This window comes from Saccharopolyspora taberi (assembly GCF_039534165.1).
Taxonomy (GTDB): Bacteria; Actinomycetota; Actinomycetes; order Mycobacteriales; family Pseudonocardiaceae; genus Saccharopolyspora_D; species Saccharopolyspora_D taberi.
Map to the genome: position 1 here is coordinate 162,818 of NZ_BAAAUX010000029.1, position 20,932 is coordinate 183,749.

The 20,932-nt window shown below is 71.5% G+C and carries 17 protein-coding genes; 9 read left to right on the plus strand and 8 right to left on the minus strand.

All coding sequences use genetic code 11. The features are described from left to right. Window positions 1–192: 192 nt before the first annotated feature. On the plus strand, window positions 193–861 hold the full coding sequence (locus ABD691_RS29695; protein ID WP_344685360.1) for an ABC transporter ATP-binding protein: 669 nt from the start codon (window positions 193–195) through the stop codon (window positions 859–861). Further along, entirely contained in the window at window positions 858–3,068 is a 2,211-nt protein-coding gene (locus tag ABD691_RS29700; RefSeq protein ID WP_344685362.1) for an FtsX-like permease family protein, read from the plus strand. Before ABD691_RS29695 ends, ABD691_RS29700 begins: the two co-directional genes overlap by 4 nt. Window positions 3,069–3,322: 254 nt before the next feature. Here the strand turns inward: ABD691_RS29700 and ABD691_RS29705 are convergent, their stop codons facing one another. From ABD691_RS29705 to ABD691_RS29715, 3 genes are all read right to left on the minus strand, one after another. Next, complete coding sequence (locus ABD691_RS29705; RefSeq protein ID WP_344685364.1) at window positions 3,323–4,435, minus strand: nitric oxide synthase oxygenase; 1,113 nt, start codon at window positions 4,433–4,435, stop codon at window positions 3,323–3,325. Between the two features lie 197 nt (window positions 4,436–4,632). After that, window positions 4,633–5,346 carry a tRNA (guanosine(46)-N7)-methyltransferase TrmB gene (gene trmB, locus ABD691_RS29710; RefSeq protein ID WP_425565187.1) on the minus strand — a complete coding sequence of 238 codons (714 nt, stop codon included), beginning with the start codon at window positions 5,344–5,346 and terminating at the stop codon, window positions 4,633–4,635. Between the two features lie 43 nt (window positions 5,347–5,389). Further along, window positions 5,390–5,941, minus strand: a complete 552-nt coding sequence (locus ABD691_RS29715) for a hypothetical protein (RefSeq protein ID WP_344685366.1) — start codon at window positions 5,939–5,941, stop codon at window positions 5,390–5,392. Between the two features lie 286 nt (window positions 5,942–6,227). On the opposite strand from ABD691_RS29715, the gene ABD691_RS29720 reads away from it, so the two are divergent. Then, the gene (locus ABD691_RS29720; RefSeq protein WP_344685368.1) at window positions 6,228–6,680 is read left to right on the plus strand and encodes a universal stress protein; all 453 of its coding nucleotides are present in this window, start codon (window positions 6,228–6,230) and stop codon (window positions 6,678–6,680) included. A 1,660-nt stretch (window positions 6,681–8,340) separates the two neighbouring features. Here the strand turns inward: ABD691_RS29720 and ABD691_RS29725 are convergent. The 5 genes from ABD691_RS29725 to ABD691_RS29745 form a co-directional block, all read right to left on the minus strand. Then, window positions 8,341–9,066 carry a hypothetical protein gene (locus ABD691_RS29725; RefSeq protein ID WP_344685370.1) on the minus strand — a complete coding sequence of 242 codons (726 nt, stop codon included), beginning with the start codon at window positions 9,064–9,066 and terminating at the stop codon, window positions 8,341–8,343. A 1-nt stretch (window position 9,067) separates the two neighbouring features. Beyond that, window positions 9,068–10,003, minus strand: a complete 936-nt coding sequence (locus ABD691_RS29730; protein WP_344685372.1) for an ABC transporter ATP-binding protein — start codon at window positions 10,001–10,003, stop codon at window positions 9,068–9,070. Between the two features lie 215 nt (window positions 10,004–10,218). After that, window positions 10,219–11,034 carry an HAD family hydrolase gene (locus ABD691_RS29735; protein WP_344685373.1) on the minus strand — a complete coding sequence of 272 codons (816 nt, stop codon included), beginning with the start codon at window positions 11,032–11,034 and terminating at the stop codon, window positions 10,219–10,221. A 51-nt stretch (window positions 11,035–11,085) separates the two neighbouring features. Continuing rightward, the gene (locus ABD691_RS29740; RefSeq protein WP_344685374.1) at window positions 11,086–11,742 is read right to left on the minus strand and encodes a response regulator; all 657 of its coding nucleotides are present in this window, start codon (window positions 11,740–11,742) and stop codon (window positions 11,086–11,088) included. 10 nt (window positions 11,743–11,752) lie between these two features. Further along, window positions 11,753–12,910: a sensor histidine kinase gene (locus ABD691_RS29745; RefSeq protein WP_425565189.1), complete on the minus strand. Its 1,158-nt coding sequence runs from the start codon at window positions 12,908–12,910 to the stop codon at window positions 11,753–11,755. Window positions 12,911–13,079: 169 nt separating this feature from the next. Here ABD691_RS29745 and ABD691_RS29750 point away from each other — a divergent pair, with 169 nt between their 5' ends. The 6 genes from ABD691_RS29750 to ABD691_RS29775 all read left to right on the plus strand — a co-directional run bounded on the left by ABD691_RS29750 (window position 13,080) and on the right by ABD691_RS29775 (window position 20,858). Continuing rightward, window positions 13,080–14,633, plus strand: a complete 1,554-nt coding sequence (locus ABD691_RS29750; RefSeq protein WP_344685378.1) for a dynamin family protein — start codon at window positions 13,080–13,082, stop codon at window positions 14,631–14,633. A gap of 4 nt (window positions 14,634–14,637) precedes the next feature. Further along, window positions 14,638–15,099 carry a nucleotide exchange factor GrpE gene (gene grpE / locus ABD691_RS29755; protein ID WP_344685379.1) on the plus strand — a complete coding sequence of 154 codons (462 nt, stop codon included), beginning with the start codon at window positions 14,638–14,640 and terminating at the stop codon, window positions 15,097–15,099. A gap of 207 nt (window positions 15,100–15,306) precedes the next feature. Continuing rightward, entirely contained in the window at window positions 15,307–17,169 is a 1,863-nt protein-coding gene (locus ABD691_RS29760; RefSeq protein ID WP_344685380.1) for a dynamin family protein, read from the plus strand. A 64-nt stretch (window positions 17,170–17,233) separates the two neighbouring features. Then, window positions 17,234–17,851 carry a dihydrofolate reductase family protein gene (locus tag ABD691_RS29765; RefSeq protein ID WP_344685382.1) on the plus strand — a complete coding sequence of 206 codons (618 nt, stop codon included), beginning with the start codon at window positions 17,234–17,236 and terminating at the stop codon, window positions 17,849–17,851. Between the two features lie 78 nt (window positions 17,852–17,929). Next, window positions 17,930–18,664, plus strand: a complete 735-nt coding sequence (locus tag ABD691_RS29770) for a DUF6802 family protein (protein ID WP_344685384.1) — start codon at window positions 17,930–17,932, stop codon at window positions 18,662–18,664. 376 nt (window positions 18,665–19,040) lie between these two features. Continuing rightward, window positions 19,041–20,858: a phosphoenolpyruvate carboxykinase (GTP) gene (locus tag ABD691_RS29775; RefSeq protein WP_344685387.1), complete on the plus strand. Its 1,818-nt coding sequence runs from the start codon at window positions 19,041–19,043 to the stop codon at window positions 20,856–20,858. The last annotated feature ends 74 nt before the right edge of the window (window positions 20,859–20,932 follow it).

Sequence of the window (20,932 nt, forward strand, 5' to 3'; positions counted from 1 at the left end):
TCCGAGCGCCCTTGGCCGATAGGTCCGAAATCCCTGGCCGATCGGCCGATCGCCGCGTCGCTGCTCCCGGCCCGCCGGACGAGCCGGAACACCCCCTCCTCGCCCGATCCTGGGTACCGATCCTCCCGGCAGCGGGCCGGGACGAGCGGAGACGGGAGAAGGACAGTGTCAGTTCCGGTACCGGGAAATCCGATGCTGGTGGGGCGGGGGCTGGTCAAGCGCTACGGCGAGCACCACGCGCTGGCGGGCGTGGACATCGCGATCACCCCCGGCGAGGTGCTGGCGATCGTCGGCCCGTCCGGTTCGGGCAAGACGACGCTGCTGCACGTGCTGGCCGGCATTCTGCGCCCCGACGACGGCGAGGTGGTGCTGGACGGCCACCGCATCGACCGCCTGGGCGAGGCCAAGCGCAGCGAACTGCGGCGTCGCGACTTCGGGTTCGTGTTCCAGAACGGCATGCTCGTCGGCGAGCTGACCGCGGAGGAGAATACCGCGCTGCCGTTGCTGCTCGCGGGCGCGAACCGCGCGCAGGCGATGGCCGGGGCGCGGGAGTGGCTCGGCAGGCTCGGCCTCGCGGGCATGGAGACCCGCAGGCCCGGCGAGCTCTCCGGCGGTCAGGCGCAACGGGTCGCGATCGCGCGGGCGCTGGCCCACCAGCCGAAGGTGATCTTCGCCGACGAACCGACCGGCGCCCTCGACAGCCGCACCGGCGCCGAGACCATGCACGCGCTGCTCACGGCCGCCGCCGACAACCGTGCCGCGGTGGTCATAGTGACCCACGACCGCGAGCTGGCCGCCCGCGCCGGGCGCGTGGTGGAGATCCGCGACGGCCGGATCGCACCAGGGGTGGTCGCGGCATGAACCCGGTGCAGCTGGCCGTCCGAGTCCTGCGCGGGGATCCGCGCACGCGGGTCTCGGCGGTGCTGACCGCCCTCGGCATCGCGGTCGGCACGGCGCTGGTCGTGCTGCTGTCGACGCTGCCGAACGCGGCGGACGCACGGACCGAGCGGTCCTCGTGGCAGTACGCCGACCGGACCGGCGCGGCAGGCACGTCGGTGTCCACATCGGACTTCGTGCGCGGCGAGCAGATCACCCGCGTCGACGTCGCGGGCAACCCGGACGCCCCTGGCGCACCCCGCTTCCCAGCGCCGGGCCAGGTCCTGCTCTCGCCGCGGCTGGCCGAGCTGAGCGGTCAGCTGCCGCCCGGCGACCTCGCCGAGCGGTTCCCGGGGCAGGTGGTCGGCACGATCACCGACGACTACCTGCGCTATCCGGAGCAGCTGGTCGCCGTCGTCGGGCATCAACCGGGCGCGTTGGACGCCGTGGAGGGCGGATCGGCCGCTTATCAGGCGGCGGAACAGGACTTCCTGCTCAAGTTCCTGGCCTGGGTGGGGCTCGTGCTGCTCGCGGTGCCGAGCCTGGTGCTGGTCGCCTCCGCGTCGCGGCTGACCGCCGCCCGCCGGGAGCGCAGGCTCGCCGCGCTGCGGCTTGCGGGCGCCACTCCCGGCCAGGTCGTGGGCGCGGTCGCGGCCGAGACCGCGTTCGCCGCGGTCGCGGGCGCCGCGCTGGGACTGCTGCTGGGCTGGCCGCTGCGGCTGCTGGTGATACACGTGCCGTGGGGCGGCGGGACCTGGCTGGCCGCGGACTTCACCCCGTCGCTGGCGACGGTGGCCGGGGTCGGCCTCGGGGTTCCGGTGCTGGTCGTCGCGGCGGCCGTACTGGGGCTGCGGCGGGTGGTCCGCGCGCCGGTCGGCGCCGCGATGGCGCACCGCAAGAAGGCGCCAAAGGCCTGGCGGCTGCTCGCGATCGTCGCCGCGGGGGCGTTCTTCCTGTTCGGCCTGGCGACCGCGAAGGACGGTGGCAACCTCGTCGTGCTGATGGCGTCGCTGGCCGGAGTCGTGCTCTCGGCGTCTGTCGTAGGACCGTGGCTGACGGCCTCGCTGGGGACCCTGTTCTCGACGCTGTGGCGGCGGCCTTCGACGCTGCTCGCGGGCCGGCGATTACGCGACGACCCGAAGGCCGCCTACCGCTCGGCGTCCGGCGTGGTGCTGGCCGTCTTCGTCGGGTCGATGGCGCTGACCTTGCTGCCGGGGTTCGAGTCGCAGTCCGGCGGTGGCCGGTCGTTCCAGGATTCCGTGCTGTACGTGGACGTTCCGTCGGCGCAGGCGCAGCAGCAGCGGCAGCGGATCACCGACCAGCTGGCGCGCAGCGGAGCGTCGGCGGTCGTGGCGTCGGCGACGCGGGTGACCGTGCGGACTCCGGAGAACTCGCACAGCGCACTGGTGATCAGCTGTCCCGAAGCGGCGCAGGTGAGCCGGATGGCGGTCGGCTCGTGCGCCGGTCCGCCCAGCGTGCGGGCCGATCCGTCGCTTGAGCTCTCGACCGCGGGGATGACCGTGGTCCCCACCGGCGGATATGGAGTTTCCGCTGATGTGCCGGGAGTTCCGGTGCCCGCGGGCGCTCCGGTGCGGCCGTTCGGCGGTCAGGATCCGGACCTCGTCGACTCGGTGATCGTCGATCCCGCGCTGGTGCCGGACGTGCTCGGCAGCGGGGAGACGACGTTGGCGGTCGCGCCCGCGAGCGACGCCGACCGCGAGCGGGTGCGGACCGCGATGACGGTCGCCGCGCCTGGGGCGGAGATCAACAGCCGGGAGCTGGTGCTGGGCGAGCAGCGGACGATGCTGTCGGACCTGCGGCGGGTCACCGCGATCGGCCTGGTCATCGCGTCCGTGCTGGCCGGGTGCAGCGCGGCGATCACCGCCGCGTCCTCGGTTGTGGACCGCCGCCGCACGTTCGGGGCGCTGATCGCCGCTGGGACGCCGTTGCGGGTGCTGGCTCGGGCGTTGCGGACCGAGGCCGCGCTCCCCGCGCTGGTGGCCACCATCGGCGCAGGTGCGGGCGGTGTCGCGGTCGGATTCGGGATGTTGAGCCTGTTCGACATCGAAGGCGCGATCAGCCCGTGGGTGTTCGCCCCGGTCGCGCTGGGGGTGCTGGTCGCGGTGCTCGCGACGTCGGCGAGCGGGCCGATGCTGCGCCGGGTCAGCGCCGAGCCCTTCGCCGAGGAGTGAGCTCGTACCTCCGGCTCGCGAGGACCGGCCATGTGGCCAGCGCCGATGGCCACATGGCCGATCCGCCACCGGCCCCGCGGCAGCGATTCTGGAAGCACAACGGAGAACACCAGGGAAGGTGGACAAGATGATCACGACAGTGCTGACCGCGTTCGGAACGGTGGCGGCGATCGGCGTCCTGCTGATGATGGCGGCGAGCTCGATCCTGCCGGAGCTCTCGGACACGTTCGGATCGCGGCGCTGAGCCCGATGCGTCAACCGGCCGACGAGGTGCGCGCGACCAGCGGGAAGCACGCCGGGGCGCCTTCTCGCGCCCTCCGATCGGCATCGGCGGGACGGACGAAGGCGGGCCGCGCGCTCCCGGACGCAGGGCGCGGGCTGCCGAGCCGGTGCAGGGTCTCGGCGTGGTGGTCGGTGACCGTGACCCGCGCGGAGTCGAAGGAGAACAGCACCGCGCGGTTGATCTCCACGATGGCCCGGTCCCGCCAAAGCGTCCGCTCGCTGGAGGTGTCGAGCCCGAGTTCGCCCGCCACCTCCTGCACTACGCCGTAGGCGTTCTCGTCGGCGAGACCGCGGGTGCCGATCTCGGTCCCGACGAACCAGGTGTTGAACGGCACCGCCGGATACCGGATGCCGCCGATCACCAGGTGCAGGTTGCTGATCAGCGGGACGGTGTGCCAGCGCAGGCCGAGGCGGGCGAACCACGGGAGGTCCGGGTGCTCCAGCGGAACCTCCTGCACGACGTCGCGGGGAACGGTGAACGCCGCAGGTCCCTCGTGCGCGGTCTCCACCACCAGCGGGAGGTGGTCGAACCGGCCACGCCGGGCCGGGGGTTTCCAGCCGAGCCGCTGCGCGGCGGTGGTGAACCCGGCGTAGCGGGGGTCGCCGAGCGTTCCACCGTCCGAGCCCGGGTAGCCCGCGTAGCGGACCACCTGTTCGTTCCAGATGCGCGGTCCCGGCCTGCGCGGGGAGTCCGGGGCGAAGACGGTGATCAGCGGCCGGATGCGGCCGCCGTTGGTGGCCAGCCGCAGGTGCTCGAAGCACTCCCTGGCCACCGGTGAGGCGTTGCGCAGACCGCGCAGGTCCCGCACCTGGACGTGTCGCCAGGGCACGCCGCTCGTGCACCAGCCGCTGTCCCGGAGCGCGATCCGTGCGCCGTGGGTGAGTTCCTCGGTGGTGTGCCGGTAGGTCCCGGATCTCGCGATGTCCGCGCGGACCTGCGACAGCCGTGGCGCGAGCGGGCCGGCGTCGGGGTGGGCGTCGTGGAACGCGCGCAGGAACTCCTCCGCCGCCGCCGGATCGGTCGGGTGGTCGTCGGTCGCGGGAGCCTGCCGGGCTGGGAGGAGTCCACTGCGGATTGCCGTCACAGCCGGAAACGTAGTGGTCGGCAGCGCTTACTCGGCAGCCTCAGACGGCCAGCCTTTGTCGTGAACTTGGCGCAACCCGATCCGGTCAATGCCGACCGGCCGTATTGACCTTCGACGAGATCAGGCGGCCTCTTGATCGGCCGTTCGAGTGAGATCAGTCCACAGAGGGACCAGATTTGCGGTCCTCCGACCGGTGGTCACACCCGCTCGAAGATCAGGTCGTGCACGACCCGGCCTTCCTCGTGGGCGCGGTTCTCGAACTTGGTCACCGGCCGCCAATCCGGTCGCGGCGCCCAGCCACCCGGCTCGGCCTCGAAGCGGTTGCGCAGCAGCGGTTGTGCCTGGCAGATCTCAAGCATCTGCTCGGCGTAGTTCTCCCAGTCCGTGGCCAGATGCAGCACGCCGCCCGGGGCCAGCCGGGAAGCGATCAGCTCGACCGAGGACTTCTGGACCAGCCTGCGCTTGTGGTGGCGCTTCTTCGGCCACGGGTCCGGGAAGTAGACGCGGACCTCGGACAGCGTCCCGGGCTCGACGTGGTCGCGGAGCAGGACGATCGCGTCGCCGCGCAGCAGGCGCAGGTTGGTCAGCTCCAGCTTCTCGGCGCGCAGCATCAGCTGGGCGAGGCCGGGCTTGTAGACCTCGATGGCCAGGTAGTTGACCTCCGGCGCGGCGGCGGCGAGCTGCGCGGTGGTCTCGCCCATGCCGGAACCGATCTCCAGCACCACGGGCGCCGACCGGCCGAACCACGTGGTGGTGTCCAGCGGGCCCGGCGGCAGGGCGTTGACCTCGGTGCCGAGGTCGGGCCAGTACTGGTCCCAGGCCCGCTGCTGCCCGACGGTCATCCGCTCGCCGCGCTGGACGTAGCTGACAACCGTGCGCCGGAAGGGAACCTGCTGGTCAGAGGCGTTCACGGGAAGCCAGTATCGCAAACGCCCAGGTTGGCTCAGCCTGCGGTCACCAGGACTCGACCTGCGGGAGAGCGGACAGCAGGCCGGGCGCCCGGTCGACGGGCAGCGGTAGCGGCGGGTTGTCCTGGTGGGCGGCCACGACCTCGACCCAGCCGAGGTGCTGGTCGGTGAAGACCACTGTGGTCGGGGCCTTCATCTGGGCTCGGTCGGACGGCCCGAACTCCCAGTAGCCGGTCTCGCCCAGCCCGGCCCACGGCACGAAGACCCAGCCTTCGCGCCTGCTGAGCAGTGCGTGCACCTCGTCCTCGATCTCGAAGCCCTTCGCCCTGGACGGGATCTCGCCGCGGTCCAGTGCGCGCAGCCACCAGGGCGCGGGCAACCGGCGGGCCGAGCCGTTCAGCTTGCGGAAGAGTTCGAGGACTTGGTCCTCCGGAGCGGTGTGGATCCAGCTGCACCGCAGCGACACCGGCGCGACCGGCTCCCTCGCGGGCGGGTGCACCTCGGTCGCCAGGGACCATTCCAGTCTCGGTACCGGCTCCAGGTGGACGTCGTCACGCGGGTCCTGTGGTACCGGCACCGCGCGTTCTGTGGAACGCATCAATCGGCTCACCCCATCTGCTGCTGAGAACCCGACCTCGAGGAGGACAGGCCCCGAGAAGGCCGCGAGCACACCGGACAGGTGGCTCCCGAACTGCGCTTGCCCCCAAGCGACGCTGGTTCGGGACAAAGGTTCCCTTCAATGCATTACCACAATGCAGTCGATATGTGACACTTTGTGAACAATTGTGCCCAAGGTCACAGATCGGCCTCCGTGGATGGTCGGATCGACGGCCCGACTCGACAAGTCCGGCTTCGGCGGTTGGAGTGGAGACGTGGACCACACTATGCAGAGAGTCGAAATCGAAGGCGGCGTGGCCGTCGGCGTGGACAGCTCGGCCTCGTCGCTGCGCGCACTGCTGGTGGCCGCCGAAGAGGCCAAGAGGCGCGATGCGGTGCTGCACGTCGTGCGCGCCTGGAGCATCCGGACCGCACCGCGTCCGGAGGACTGTCCGCCTGGGGCGGTCCCGAGCACGGACCAGTACCACGAGACCGTGCTCGCCGACACCAAGCGGATCGTGCGGACCAAGCTCGGGGAGGACCCGGGCATACCGATTGAGGTGCACGTCGTGCACTCACCGTCGCCGCAGGCGTTGCTCTCCGCGTCCCGCGGAGCGGACCTGCTGGTCGTCGGCCACCGCGGACGCGGTGGATTCGCGGGGCTGATGCTCGGCTCGGTGGCCGAGCAGTGCGTCCGGCACGCGGCGTGTCCGGTGCTGGTCGTGCGCCCGAGCATCTGAGCCGACGTCGGGGCGGTGGCCGCTCGGCGCCGCCCCTGGAAGCGGCGGGGCTCAGCTGCGACCCGATGTGGTTACCGCTCCGCCCGCCTCCAAGCAGCGGTCGCTCGGTCGGCCCCGAAGCAGCGACCGCTCGGTCGGCCTCAAAGCAGCGGGCGCTCAGCCAGCTCCAAAGCGGCGACCGCTCGGCCGGCCCCAAAGCACCGGTCGTTCGGCCGCTCCGAAGCGGCGACCGCTCGGCCAGTCGCCAAACAGCGACCGCTCGGCCAGCTCCGAAGCGGCGGCCGTAGGACCGACCTCGGTGCGGCGGCCTCTCGGCCCGCATCGAAACAGCAGTGGCTCGGCCGGTCCAGAAACGGCGGTCGCTCCGGCAGGTCCCGGAGCGGCGGGCTTGAGTGGCTTCCAAACTGCGGTCGCTCGGCCGGTTCTGCGGCGGTGGGCTCAGCACTGACCTCGAAGTGGCGGCAGCTCCGGCGCCCAAGCAGCGGCCGCTCGGCCGGTCCCAAAGCAACGGGACGCTCGACCGGCCTCGTAGCAGCGGTCGCTTGGTCGACCCCGAAGCGGCGGGCTCGGCTGACTTCCGAGGAGCGGCCGTTCGGGCGGCCCCGAGGCGACGGGCGCTCGATCGACTTCGGAGCCGTGGTCGCTCAGCCTGTCTCAAGGCGACGGGCGCTCGGACGGCTTCCGAGCGATGCTCGCTCGGCTTGCCCAGGGCGGCGGGGCGCTCGATCGGCTTCGAAGTAACGGCCGCTCAGCTTGCCCGAGGCGGCGGGGCGCTCGGACAGCTTCGAAGCAGCGGTCGCTCGGCCTGGCCCAAGGTGGCGGGCGCTCGGACGGCTTCCGAGCGATGGTCGCTCAGCCTGCCCAGGGCGACGGGCGCTCGGACGACTTTGAAGCAACGGCCGCTCAGCCTGCCCTGAGGCAGCGGTCGCTCGGACAGCTTCGAAGCGATGGTCGCTCTGCCTGTCCGAGGTGGAGGGGCGCTCGATCGGCTTCGAAGCAGCGGTTGCTCGGCCTGTCCCGAGGCGACGGGGCGGTCGGACGACTTCGGAGCCGTGGTCGCTCCGCCTGTCCCGAGGCGACGGGCGCTCGATCGACTTCGGAGCCGTGGTCGCTCGGCTTGCCCGAGACGGTAGGCGGTCGGACGGCTTCGGAGCGGGGGTCGATCGGCCTGTCCGAAGGTGGCGGGGAGCCGGGCGGCTTCGAAGCGGGGGGGCTCGGCTAAACACTGGCCCAGGAGCGGCAGGCCTCGGGCGTCCCTGGAGCGGCGGCGGCTTCGGGGGCCGCTTCGCGTGGTCGCGGCGGCGGGTCCGGGGTTCGTGCCGGCCCCGGACAGCACAGGGCCCGGGCCATCCCCCGAATGACAGCCCGGGCCCTCCCCCGTCCCGACCGCAGCGCCCCCGAGCGCTGGTGCAGTCGGTCGATTCTGTTGTGCTTCGCGCTGTTCGCCGTTGTTCTCGGTGGTGTCCATTTCGGACGTGTTCCACCGGATCGGTTCCGGCGTGTCGCGCGGCGTTACCGTGGTTGATCTCTTTGCGGGGATCCTATCGGCTTACGTGACCAGGCTCTCGGCCGGGATGGGCGGACCCCATATCCTCCGCCGCCCAGCAGGCAATTCCCCGAAGTTGATCTACGTTCGAGCGCCCGGTGGCATCCCCGCTGGTCAGGCATCCCTCCGATTCGTCACCGCGAGTCCGATCACCAGCAGTCCGATGCTGACCGCAGCGAAGTACAGCAGCGATCCCCACGGGCCGAACGGCATGTCCATGGCGCCCATTCCTCCTTCGGACAGGAAGTGGTTGGACGCGTTGAACGGCAGCCACCGCCGGATTTCCGGACCTACGCTCGGAATCGCCGAAACCAGGCCCTCGATCAGGGTCGGCCAGAGGATCAGGATGGTCACCGCGCCCGCGCTCTGGCGGACCAGCGCGCCGACCGCGACCGCGATCACCGCGCCCAGCGCGTAGACCAGGCCGACGCCGGCCACCAGCCGCAGGTCCTCGGCGCTGTCGAGCGCAAGGTCGCCCGCGGGCGAGAACAGCTTGGTGACCGCCCAGGAGCCGAAGCCCGCGACCTCGCCGATCACCAGGGCCAGCGCCGCGACGACACCGGTCTTGGCCAGCAGCGCGGCGGTCCGGTTCGGCACCGCCTGGAAGGTCGCCCGGATCGTGCCGAAGCGGTACTCGGTGGTGACCGCCAGCGCGGCCATCACCATCACCACCATCAGTCCGAACTGCGAGCCCTGCTGGCTCATCGACACGGTCGCGAAGTCGGCGTAGTTCGCGAACAACCCGGCGAAACCGATCGTCAGGCCCAGCGCCAGGGCCGCGCACCACCACGGTGAGCGGGTGGAGAACAGCTTGATGCGTTCCACTGCGAGCAGAGTCATGTCACTTTCCTGCCGTCGTCGCGGCGGCGCCGCCGAAATCGGTCTGGTACTCCACGGCCTGGCTGGTCAGCTGCATGAACGCCTCCTCGAGCGATCCGCGCTGGAGGCTCAGCTCGTGCAGCACGATGCCGTTGCGGGCGGCGATCTCGCCGACCTGCTCGCTGCCCGCGTCGCCGACCAGCAGCGTCTCCCGGTCGGGCTGCTGGACCACGAACTCCTGCCCGGTCAGCAGCTGCCGGAGCTCCTGGGCCTGCGGCGAGCGCACCCGCACGGACGCGTTGCTCGCGCCCTCGACGAACTCGTCGGTGCTGCACTGCGCGATCAGCTCCCCGCGGCCGATCACGATCAGCTCCTCGGCCGTCAGCGACATCTCCGAGAGCAGGTGGCTGGAGACGAGCACGGTGCGGCCCTCGGCCGCGAGGCCCTGCATGAACCGGCGGATCCAGTGGATGCCCTCCGGGTCGAGGCCGTTGACCGGCTCGTCGAACAGCAGGATCTTCGGGTCGCCGAGCAGCGCGGCGGCGATGCCCAGCCGCTGCGACATGCCCAGCGAGAACCCGCCCGCGCGGCGCCTGGCGACCTGCGACAGGCCGACCATCTCCAGCACCTCGTCGACGCGCCGCAGCGGGATGTCGTTGGACCGGGCCAGCCACTTCAGGTGCGCCTGCGCCGAGCGGTTCGGGTGCACCCACTTCGCGTCGATCAGCGCGCCGACGGTGCGCAGCGGCTGCTTGAGCTCGCGGTACGGCCTGCCGTCGACGAGCACCGCGCCGGAGGTCGGCCGGTCCAGGCCCAGGATCATCCGCATCGTGGTCGACTTGCCCGCGCCGTTGGGCCCCAGGAAGCCGGTGACCCGGCCCGGCTTGACGGTGAACGACAGGTCGTTGACCGCGACCTTCGACCCGTAGCGCTTGGTGAGGCGGTCAGCTTCGATCATGGCTTGCCTCGATCATTGGTCACTCCCGTGCAGACTTCGTGCTTCCCCCAGGCACCACAACTCTGCCCCGGCCGATGGGACGTCCACATCGGTCGATGGGCCAGGAACGGGTCAACCTCAGGTCGTACTTTCGGCCGCGGGGAGTGACCGCGGTCTCAGGGAAAACCCCGAGCGCTCACGGGAACTACCGCGCGCTCGCGGGAACTGCCGAGCGTTCACCGGAACCAGCGGTCGAGGGCCTTCGCCAAGCCGTCGTCGTCGACCGTCGCGGTGATCTCGTCGGCCGCGGCGCGGACCACCTCCGGCGCCTGGCCCATCGCGACGCCGTGCGCGGCCCAGGTCAGCATCTCGATGTCGTTGTCGCCGTCACCGGCGGCGAAGGTGTCCTCGGCGGGGACGCCGAGCTCGACGCGGAGCTTCTCCAGCGCCGCGCCCTTGGTCACGCCTGCCGGGACCACCGTGACCCACGGCTGGTAGTGGTCGATGGTCAGCGTGCAGGAGGGGAACTCGACCCCGGCCATGACCCGCAGCAGCTCGTCCGCGTCGTGGTCGGCCCAGTTCGCGATCAGCCGCGAGGTCGGTTCGGCGAGCAGCTCGTCGAGGCTGGCCAGCCGCTGCGGTCCGTGCAGCGCCTCCTCGCGGAACTTGCTGGTGACCAGGCTGCCCACGTCGATGCGCTCGGCCGCGAAGATCGCTCCCGGCAGCCGGGCGGCCAGCGCCGCCTGCACCGGGGCGGGGTCGAAGGTGTCGACCGCCAGCACCTCGCCGGTCGCGGCGTCCATCCGGACCGCGCCGTTGGAGCACAGCGCGGTGCCGCCGGTCAGGCCCAGCGCCGCCAGCACCGGGCGGGTGCCAAGCGTGCTCCGGCCGGTGGCGATCACGACCAGCGCACCCGCTTCCACCGCCCGGTGCACCGCCGCGCCGACGGCCTCCGAGACGACCTGCGCATCCGGTTCGAGCAGCGTTCCGTCGACGTCGAGGGCTACCAGTTTCGGGGTCCAGGCCGGCTTCGGCTTCCAGGCGGAGGGCACCAGAGCAGGTTATGCGCGCTCGCGCCCGAGGTGTCCCGGACGCGTCCAATCTCACTGTTCCCCGGGGCGCACCAAACCGGTCTCGTAGGCCAGCACCACCGCCTGCACCCGGTCCCGGAGGTCCAATTTGGACAGAATCCGGCCGATGTGGGTCTTGATCGTCGCCTCGGACAGGAACAGCGTCCCGGCCAGCTCGGAGTTGGACAGGCCCTTGGCGACCAGCACCAGCACCTCGCGCTCCCGCTCGGTGAGCGAGTCGAGCACCGACGGATCGCGCAGCTCGCCCGCGTCCCCGCCGAGGAACCGGTCGAGCAGCCTGCGGGTCACGCTCGGCGACACCACGGCATCGCCGCTGGCCACCGACCGCACCGCGGTGACCAGCCCGTCCGGCGGGGTGTCCTTGAGCAGGAAGCCGCTGGCCCCGCCGCGCAGCGCGGCCAGCGCGTACTCGTCGAGGTCGAAGGTGGTCATCACGAGCACCTTCGAGCTGCCGTCGGCGACGATCCGGCGGGTCGCCTCGACGCCGTCGAGCACCGGCATCCGCACGTCCATCAGCACCACGTCGGGGCGCAGGCGGGCCGCCATCTCGACGGCTTCCTCGCCGTTGTGCGCCTCGCCGACGACCTCGAGGTCGTCCTGGGCGTCGAGCACCATGCGGAAGCCCATGCGCATGAGTTCCTGGTCGTCGACCAGCAGGACGCGAGACATGTCCACAACCCTATCCGCGCGGCAGGGGCAGCACCGCGTGCACTCGCCAACCGCCTTCCGGGCGCGGGCCCGCGTCGAGGGTGCCGCCGTAGATGGTGGCGCGCTCGCGCATGCCGATCAGGCCGTTGCCGCCGGGCAGCGTGGACGGTTCGGTCTTGCTGCCGTCGTCGACGATCTCGATGTCGATGCGTTCGCCGTCGTTGACCGCCCGCACCCTCGCGCGGACGTTGCGGCCGCCGTGCTTGAGGACGTTGGTCAGCGACTCCTGCACGATCCGGTAGACGCCGAGCCCGATGCCGGTGGGCAGTTCGTCGAAGTCGCCGACCAGTTCCAGTTCGGTCGGCAGCCGCAGCTCGCGGACCCGGTCGACCAGCTCGCGCAGGCTCGTCGCGGTCGGCTGCGGGGCGCGGGTGCCGTCCTCGTCGGGGTTGCGCAGGACCTCCAGCAGGCCGCGCAGCTCCCCGAGCGCGGCGCGGCCGGTGTCGCCGATGGTGCGCAGCGCCTGCTCGGCCAGCTCCGGCTTGTTGCGCAGCGCGTAGGAACCGCCGTCGGCCTGGGTGATCATGACGCTGACCGAGTGGGCCAGGACGTCGTGCAGCTCCCTGGCGATCCGGTTGCGCTCCTCGGCGACCGCGATGCGGGCCTGCTGGTCCTGCTCGAACTCCAGGTTCCGCAGCCGCCGCTCGACCTCGGCGTGGTAGGCGCGGCGGGCCCCGACGAACTCGCCGAGGGCCCAGCAGAACGCCGTGACCAGGCTGTAGACGATGGCCAGCACCACGATCGCGCCCGCCCGGCCTTCGAAGTGCGGGCTCTTGACCAGCACCTGGTACGCGACCAGCGCCGCGGCGAGCGCGGTGTAGAGCGCGGCGACGCGCCTGCCGACGTACGCGACGAGCGTGTAGACGGCGATGCACACCGCGATACCGCCGAACCTGACCTGGGGCGTGTCCGCGGTGATCACCACGAGCAGCAGCCCGGCCAGCGTCACGTACGCCGCGGGCACCGGCCAGCGCCGCCGCACGAACAGCGGACCGGCGAGCAGGAGACCGGCCGGCACCGCCAGCCACAGCGGCTGCGGCCGGGTGTCGGTGTAGATCGCGTCCGCCAGGTCCGGGACCAGCACGAACAGCGCGATGAGCGCATCTCCCACCGCCGGATGCGCGCGCATCCACAGACTCAGCCTTCGCACACCGACGAGCCTAGGCAGCCCGCGCCGCGACGGCGTCATCCTCCGGGGCCGACCGCGTCCACCTGCGGTCGGATCCCGGCGGACGGCCCGTGCGCCGAGGGGCCGCGTGGCAGGATGTCCGCACGCGTCGCCGATCGAGGGGTCATGGGTGAGTACGGGAACCGAGCAACAGCACTGGCCCGGTCCGCTCTCCGCGGCCGTCGCGCGGCTGTGCACCGGGCTCCAGCCGCAGGTTTCCGAACGCACCGCCGCCGGGTTCCGCGAGGTGCTGCGGCGGCTGTCGGCGCCGTTGCAGGTCGCCGTCGCGGGCCGGATCAAGTCCGGCAAGTCGACCCTGGTCAACGCGCTCATCGGGCGCCGGGTCGCACCGACCGACGTGGGTGAGTGCACCCGGCTGGTGACCCGGTTCCAGTACGGCACCGTGGACCGCGTCGAGGTGATCTTCAACGACGGCGGCAAGCAGGCCATCCCGTTCGACGCCGACGGCGGCATCCCCGCCGACCTGGGGATCGACGTCGAGAAGGTCTCGCACCTGGAGGCGTACCTGACCAACGCGGTGCTGCGCGACCTCACCGTGATCGACACCCCGGGCCTGGGTTCGCTGGACGCCGCGTCGGTCGCGCGGACCGAGGAGCTGCTCGGCACCCGGCCGGACGAGGAGCCCGGCGACGACGAGCTCGACCCGGTCTCCCGCAACGCCGTCGCCGGGGCGGAGGCCGTCCTCTACGTCGTGACGCAGGCGGTCCGCGCCGACGACCAGCAGGCGCTGGCGTCGTTCACCGCGGCCACCGCGAGCCGGGAGGCGGGGCCGGTCAACGCGATCGCGCTGCTGAACAAGGCCGACACCATCGAGCCCGATTCGGTCGAGGGCGCCGACGGCGACGTGTGGGCCGCGGCCACGACGATCGCGGACAAGCAGTCGCAGCTGCTCAAGCCCCGGGTCGCCGACGTGCTGCCGGTGATCGGCCTGCTCGCCGAGACCGCCGAGACCGGCGGGTTCACCTCCGCCGACGCCGACGCGCTGCGCGAGCTGGCCGGGCTCGACGAGGCGACCCGCGAGACGCTGCTGATGTCGGCGGACCTGTTCACCAGCTGGGAGTGCGAGGTCCCCGCCGGGGTGCGCAGCAGGCTGCTGGAGCGGATGGACCTCTACGGCATCGGGCAGGCGCTGGCCGCGATCGACGCCGATCCCGAGATCACCGCCGGTGCGCTGCGGCGCAGGCTGCTGGACGCCTCCGGGCTCGCGGGCGTGCTGAGCCGCCTCGACTCGGTGTTCCGCGCCCGCGCCGACGGCATCAAGGCAGCCGCCGCGCTCGCGTCGGTGACCGCGCTCGCGCACGCCTCCGGGGACCAGGGCGAGCGGCAGCGGGTGCACGACGCGATCGAGGTGCTGCTGGCCAAGCCGGAGGCGCACCAGCTGCGGCTGCTGGAGGCGCTGACGCTGGTCGCGTCCGGGGCGGTGGCGATGCCCGACGACCTGGCCGAGGAGGTCATGCGGGTCGGCAGCGCTTCCGACATCGGCGAGCAGCTGGGGCTTCCGGGCCGCGGCAGGCAGGAGCTGACCGACTACGCGCTGGAGCGCGCGGGCTGGTGGCGGTCGTTCTCGTCGTTCGGCGCCACACCTGCGCAAAGTCGGATCGCGCACGTGGTGCACCGCGCCTACTTCCTGATCTGGCAGCAGTTGCGGGCCCAGAGCACGTGAGGGGATGGCCATGCGGGGATGGTTTCGGCGACCCGAGCGGGGAACCGGGGAGGCGGCGGACGCGTCGGAAACCGACGGGGGCCAACCCGTGGCCTCCGGTTCCGACGGCCAGTTGGGGAATGACATGACCGCGGTGGACACCGACTTCCTCGCCAACCCGCTCGACCAGGCGCTCGCCGAGCGCGCGACGCTGATCCAGCTCTGCATGTACGCGATGGACCGGGCCCGCAGCACGGGTGTCGTCGAACGGCTTTCGGAGGGCCTGGACGGCATCGGCGTGACCGCGCTGCGGCCGGACGGCCTGCGCTTCGACCCCGCGCACCACGAGGCGGGCGGCACCATGCCGACCGAGGATCCCGCGCTGGACGGCGTGATCGCCGAGACCGAGGTGCTCGGCTTCGCCGACCGCGACCGCCTCCTGCGCGCCCCGATCGTGACCGTCTACCGCCTCCGCACCCCGCAGTGACACCACAACCCGGCCATCGTCTTCAAGCGGCGAAGCCGCTTAGCCCACACTGCCAACCGGCACCGCCGCGGGTTCTCAGGCGTCCGCTGGCGAGGACAGCTTTTTCCGTCGTATTGGACATACGTCGGAAAAAGATTCCGGAGCCAGCGGACGCCTGAGGTTCCGCCACCCGACCCACCAAGCAAAGCGAGAGCCCCGGAGGAAGAAATGACATCGGCTGGTCCCGTGCAGGGGGTGGTCGCGTCCGCGTTACCGCAGCTGGTCAAGCAGACCAGGGACAAGCTCTTCGGGCTGCTGCGGGAAGCCGATCCGCCCGCGGCGGAGTGGGTGGACCAGGTGCGCCGCTCGCGGCCGGGCACGCCGAGCGTGGTGGTCGTCGGGGAGACCAACCGGGGCAAGAGCTCGCTGGTGAACGCGCTGCTGGAGCAGCCAGGACTGTCCCCTGTGGACGCGAGCGTGGCCACCGCGACCTACCTCCAGTTCGAGCACGGCGAGCAGTGGGCCGGGTTCGCCTGCTACCCGGGGCAGCAGGAGCCGGTGCGGTTCGAGCTGCCGGAGCTGGCGGCGTGGTCGTCGGTCGGGCACGAGCTGCCCGACGGTCAGCTCCCGCCGCGCTACGTACGGGTCGAGGGACCGGTGGAAGCGCTGTCGAAGCTGACCGTCGTGGACACCCCAGGCGTCGGCGGGCTCGACTCCATCCACGGCGAGCTCGCCATGGAGGCGGCGGCCTCGGCGACCGCGCTGCTGTTCGTGGTGGACGCGTCGGCTCCCTTCACCCGGGGCGAGCTGGACTTCCTGCGCACCGTCGGCGACCGGGTCGAGACCGTGGTGTTCGCTCTGGCCAAGACCGACCAGCACCGGGGCTGGCGGCAGGTGCTGGAGGAGGACCGCAGGCTGCTCGCCGAGCACGCGCCGCGCTTCGCCGACGTCCCGATCTACCCGGTTTCGGCGCGGATGCGTGAGATGGCGGCCAAGGCGCCCAGCGAGCAGGCCGCCGCGATGCTGACCGAGAAGTCCGGCATCGCCGAGCTGCGGTCCGCGCTGGAGCAGCTGGTCGCCGGCCGGTCGGCGATGCTCGGCGAGGCCAACACGATGCGCGCTCTGTCCACTGTGCTCGGTGAGCTGACCGCGAAGCTGGAGGCCGAGAAGCGGGCGCTGACCGTCGGCGAGGACGAGGCCGAGTCGCTGCGCGGACGCCGCGACGAGCTCGCCGCGCAGCGGCGGTCGTCGACCCGCGGCTGGCAGGTCAAGCTGCGCGGCGAGGTCCAGCGCACCCGGGTGGAGACCGGGCACGAGGTGACCCGGCAGGTCCGCGAGGTGCAGACCTGGTTCCGGCGGGCCATCGACGGGGCGGACCGCCAGCAGCTGCCCGAGCTGCCGCAGCAGGTCGACGTGGCCCTGCAGATGGTGTCGACCCGGATCGGGGCGATGCTGACCGCCCGGCTGGCCCGGGTCGCGGAGGTGTCGCTGGCCGAGCTGTTCTCCGCCGAGGAGCTGGACGTGATCCGCTCCCAGTTCGCGCGCGGCGCGCAGGCGCCCGTCGCGCTGCGCCCGCCGGAGAAGCGGCCCCCGACCGCCGAGGACAAGCTGCTGGTGTTCATGGGGATCACCGGCGGTCTCGGCGCCGGCCGGGCGGCGGCGATGCCGCTGGCGGGGATCGGCATCGGCGCGCTGAACCCGATAGTGCTGCCGGTGACGATCGTGCTCGGGCTCGGCGCGGGCTGGTGGATGGCGCGCACCCGCAAGCACGCGGCCGACAAGCAGCACATGAAGCAGTGGCTCACCGAGGCGATCGCTGACGCCCGTTCTGCGCTCGACCAGCTGGTGGCAGAACAGCTCATCGAGGCCGAGCAGCAGCTCGCGCTGGCCCTCGACGACGCGCTGACCAGGCGCATCGAGGCGATCGAGGGCGAGCTGCGGGAGGTCGACAAGGCGCTGAAGATGGACGCGGCCGAGCGCAGCAAGCGGCTGCAGACCGTCAACCGGCGGCTCAGCGACGCCAGGTCCGGCCGGGAGAAGGCCGAGCAGCTGCTGGAGAGCATCCGCAACCTCCGCGACCGCGCGGCATGAGGTTTCCCCGTGCCGGGGGTGATCTTCCTGGTCGGCGGACCGGGAGCAACGACAGGAGACAGCGGTGAGCAAGGTTTTCGCGTCCATGGGGATGTCCCTGGACGGGTTCGTCGCCGGTCCCAACGGCGGGCCGGACAACGCGCTGGGCGACGGCGGGTTCCGCATCCACCAGTGGGTGTTCGACCTGGAGTCGTGGCGGGAGCGGCAGAGCCGCGAGGGCGGGGCGACCAACGCCGACGACGAGATCGTCAAGGAGAACTTCGCCCGCGCAGGCGCCTACGTGATGGGTCGGCGGATGTTCGACGAGGGCGAGGCGGGCTGGCCGGACCCGCCGCCGTTCCAGGCGCCCGTCTTCGTGCTGACCCACAACCCGCGCGAACCGTGGGTGCGGCAGGGCGGCACCACGTTCACCTTCGTCACCGACGGCGTCGAAAGCGCGGTGGAGCAGGCCCGGGCCGCCGCCGGTGACAAGGACGTGCAGATCTCCGGTGGTGCCGACGTGGTCCGCCAGGCGCTCGACGCCGGGCTGGTCGACGAGGTCGAGGTGCACGTGGCGCCGATCCTGCTCGGCCGGGGAGTCCGGCTGTTCGACGGCGTCGATCCCGAGCGGTGCGCGTTCGAGCCGGAGCGGGTGGTCGGCTCCCCGGGGGTCACGCACCTGCGCTACCGGGTCGTCCGCTAGCACCTGTTCGGCGGGAACCGGGTGGCTCTACCCTGCGTCCTAGCTGTGAAACCGGACGCGGAGTTGAGGGGTACTCACGTGTACATCGAGGAGACGGGCGCGGGCGACGGTGACATCAAGATCACCGTCGAGGGCGAGGAGTACACCGCCGAGGCCAACTACGACCTCGATGGTGACGGGGTGGACGAGACCGTCGCGGTGATGACCGACGACGGCCACGTCGCCTACGTCGACGAGAACCACGACGGCCGGGCCGACGTCATGCAGACCATCGACGCCGACGGCGTGGTGGTCGAGCAGGCGCGGTTCGACGCGGGCACCGGCGACTGGACGGCCGAGGACCCCCAGCAGCACCCGGGCGGCGGCGACCCCCGGCAGGACCCCAACGCGCAGCAGATGGTGGTCGACCTGCCGCAGGGCGACGTCCAGGTGGGACCGGCCACCGAGGACACCAACAACGACGGCGTCGCCGACACCGCCGTGGTCCAGGACGAGGCGGGCACGCACCTGGTCACCGACTTCGACGGGGACGGCTCGGCGGACCAGATCGTCGACATCAACCCCGCGGGCGACGTGACGATCTCCCAGCACACCGGCGACGGGCAGTGGACCGTGGTCGAGCAGGGCAGGCTGGACGGCCAGAAATACACGCCGAACCCGGCCACCGGCGCCACCGACGACGCGACCTGGAGCTTCGGCGAGCCCGAGCCGCAGCCGGAACCGCAGCCCGAGCCGCACGCCGGGCGCGCGGGCGGCAGCGCCGGGGGCCGCGGCGGCGCCGCTCCGGCCGACTCGGACGCCCTCTGGTCCTGACCCGCCGACGGCATCGCCCGGCGCCCGCGGGAGGGGCGCCGGGCGATTTTGCGTTCACCGCCCGATGATCAACCGCCATTCGGTGGACACCTGCCGTTGGCCGGGCTGTCCAGTTCGTCGGAAATTCTTGGATCAGCAACTCCCCCTTCGCGGAGGATCCGTTGCGCCAAGGGTTTCTGAATCGATTCCCTTATCGTTCTTGTGAGAGAACCGACAACTCTGATCTCCGTTGCGAGCGCCCGGCACCGTTAGCCTCGGTGCATCCCTTTCAATCCGCCCGGTCTTCGGGTCGGGCGGAGCATTCCCTGAACACCCGGCGGGCCGACCCCGCCGGAGCGATTCCGGGCTGTGGCGCCCAGTCAGGAGACAAGACGCGATGACCTCATTGACCATTCCCGGGCTCGACCAGGCACCGACCACGCACGCGCGCCTGCTGTCGTGGGTGCGCGAGGTCGCGGAGCTGACCACGCCCGACCGGGTGGTCTGGTGCGACGGTTCGCAGGAGGAGTGGACGCGGCTGACCGACCGCCTGGTCGAGGCGGGCACGTTCAAACGGCTGGAGAAGAAGCCGAACTCGTTCTACGCCGCCTCCGACCCCAGCGACGTCGCCCGGGTCGAGGAGCGCACGTTCATCTGCTCCCGCGAGGAGAAGGACGCCGGCGTCACCAACAACTGGATGCAGCCGGACGAGATGAAGGCGATCATGACCGAGCTCTACCGGGGCTCGATGCGCGGTCGCACCATGTACGTGATCCCGTTCTGCATGGGTCCGCTCGACGCCGACCCGCCGAAGCTGGGCGTGGAGATCACCGACTCCGAGTACGTCGTGGTGTCGATGCACATCATGACCCGGATGGGCGCGAAGGTGCTGGAGCGCCTGGGCGACGACGCTGACTTCGTACCCGCGCTGCACTCGGTCGGCGCGCCGCTGGAGCCGGGCCAGCAGGACGTGCCGTGGCCGTGCAACGACACCAAGTACATCACGCACTTCCCGGAGGACCGGGAGATCTGGAGCTTCGGCTCCGGCTACGGCGGCAACGCGCTGCTGGGCAAGAAGTGCTACTCGCTGCGGATCGCCTCGGCGATGGCCCGCGACGAGGGCTGGCTGGCCGAGCACATGCTGATCCTCAAGCTGATCTCGCCGGAGAACAAGGTCCACTACGTGGCCGCCGCGTTCCCCTCGGCCTGCGGCAAGACCAACCTCGCGATGCTCCAGCCGACCATCCCGGGCTGGAAGGTCGAGACCCTGGGCGACGACATCGCCTGGATGCGCTTCGGCAAGGACGGCAGGCTCTACGCGGTCAACCCGGAGGCGGGCTTCTTCGGCGTCGCGCCGGGCACCAACTGGAAGACCAACCCGAACGCGATGCGCACCATCGAGCAGGGCAACTCGCTGTTCACCAACGTCGCGCTGACCGACGACGGCGACGTCTGGTGGGAGGAGATGGAGGGCGAGCCCCAGCACCTCACCGACTGGAAGCAGCGGGACTGGACGCCGGACTCCGACGAGAAGGCCGCGCACCCGAACTCCCGCTACTGCACGCCGATGTCGCAGTGCCCGATCCTCGCGCCGGAGTGGGACGACCCCAACGGCGTGCCGATCTCGGCGATCCTGTTCGGCGGTCGCCGCAAGACCACGGTCCCGCTGGTGAACGAGGCGTTCGACTGGCAGCACGGCGTGTTCATGGGCGCCACGCTGTCGTCGGAGAAGACCGCCGCCGCGGCCGGCAAGGTCGGCGAGGTCCGGCGCGACCCGATGGCGATGCTGCCGTTCATCGGCTACAACGTCGGCGACTACTTCCAGCACTGGGTGAACGTGGGCAAGGAGGCCGACGCCTCCAAGCTGCCGAAGATCTTCTACGTCAACTGGTTCCGCCGGGACGAGTCCGGCAAGAAGATCGTGTGGCCGGGCTTCGGCGAGAACTCCCGCGTGCTCAAGTGGATCATCGAGCGGATCGAGGGCAACGCCGCCGCCGAGGACACCGCGATCGGCCGCGTGCCGTCCGCGGACCAGATCGACCTGTCCGGCCTGGACACCCCGCGCGAGGACGTCGAGACCGCGCTGCACGTCGACGTCGAGGAGTGGAAGGCCGAGCTGCCGCTGATCCAGGAGTGGTTCGACAGCATCGGCGACTCGCTGCCGAGCTCCATGCGCGACGAGTTCGAGGCCCTCAAGCAGCGCCTGGGAGCCTGATCGGACCGCCCGGTCGAGTGCACTTGCTCCGGTTCCTCCGCGTTGACGGAGCGGGTGCCCCGGCCGGGCGGCCG

Bases quoted from the DNA above. Each gene is read 5' to 3' on its own strand.
- ABD691_RS29695 (WP_344685360.1), top strand. From the start codon at position 193: ATGCTGGTGGGGCGGGGGCTGGTCAAGCGCTACGGCGAGCACCACGCG.
- ABD691_RS29700 (WP_344685362.1), top strand. From the start codon at position 858: ATGAACCCGGTGCAGCTGGCCGTCCGAGTCCTGCGCGGGGATCCGCGC.
- ABD691_RS29715 (WP_344685366.1), bottom strand. From the start codon at position 5,941: ATGCGTTCCACAGAACGCGCGGTGCCGGTACCACAGGACCCGCGTGAC.
- ABD691_RS29720 (WP_344685368.1), top strand. From the start codon at position 6,228: ATGCAGAGAGTCGAAATCGAAGGCGGCGTGGCCGTCGGCGTGGACAGC.
- ABD691_RS29725 (WP_344685370.1), bottom strand. From the start codon at position 9,066: ATGACTCTGCTCGCAGTGGAACGCATCAAGCTGTTCTCCACCCGCTCA.
- ABD691_RS29730 (WP_344685372.1), bottom strand. From the start codon at position 10,003: ATGATCGAAGCTGACCGCCTCACCAAGCGCTACGGGTCGAAGGTCGCG.
- ABD691_RS29740 (WP_344685374.1), bottom strand. From the start codon at position 11,742: ATGTCTCGCGTCCTGCTGGTCGACGACCAGGAACTCATGCGCATGGGC.
- ABD691_RS29745 (WP_425565189.1), bottom strand. From the start codon at position 12,910: ATGCGCGCGCATCCGGCGGTGGGAGATGCGCTCATCGCGCTGTTCGTG.
- grpE (WP_344685379.1), top strand. From the start codon at position 14,638: ATGGCCATGCGGGGATGGTTTCGGCGACCCGAGCGGGGAACCGGGGAG.
- ABD691_RS29760 (WP_344685380.1), top strand. From the start codon at position 15,307: ATGACATCGGCTGGTCCCGTGCAGGGGGTGGTCGCGTCCGCGTTACCG.
- ABD691_RS29775 (WP_344685387.1), top strand. From the start codon at position 19,041: ATGACCTCATTGACCATTCCCGGGCTCGACCAGGCACCGACCACGCAC.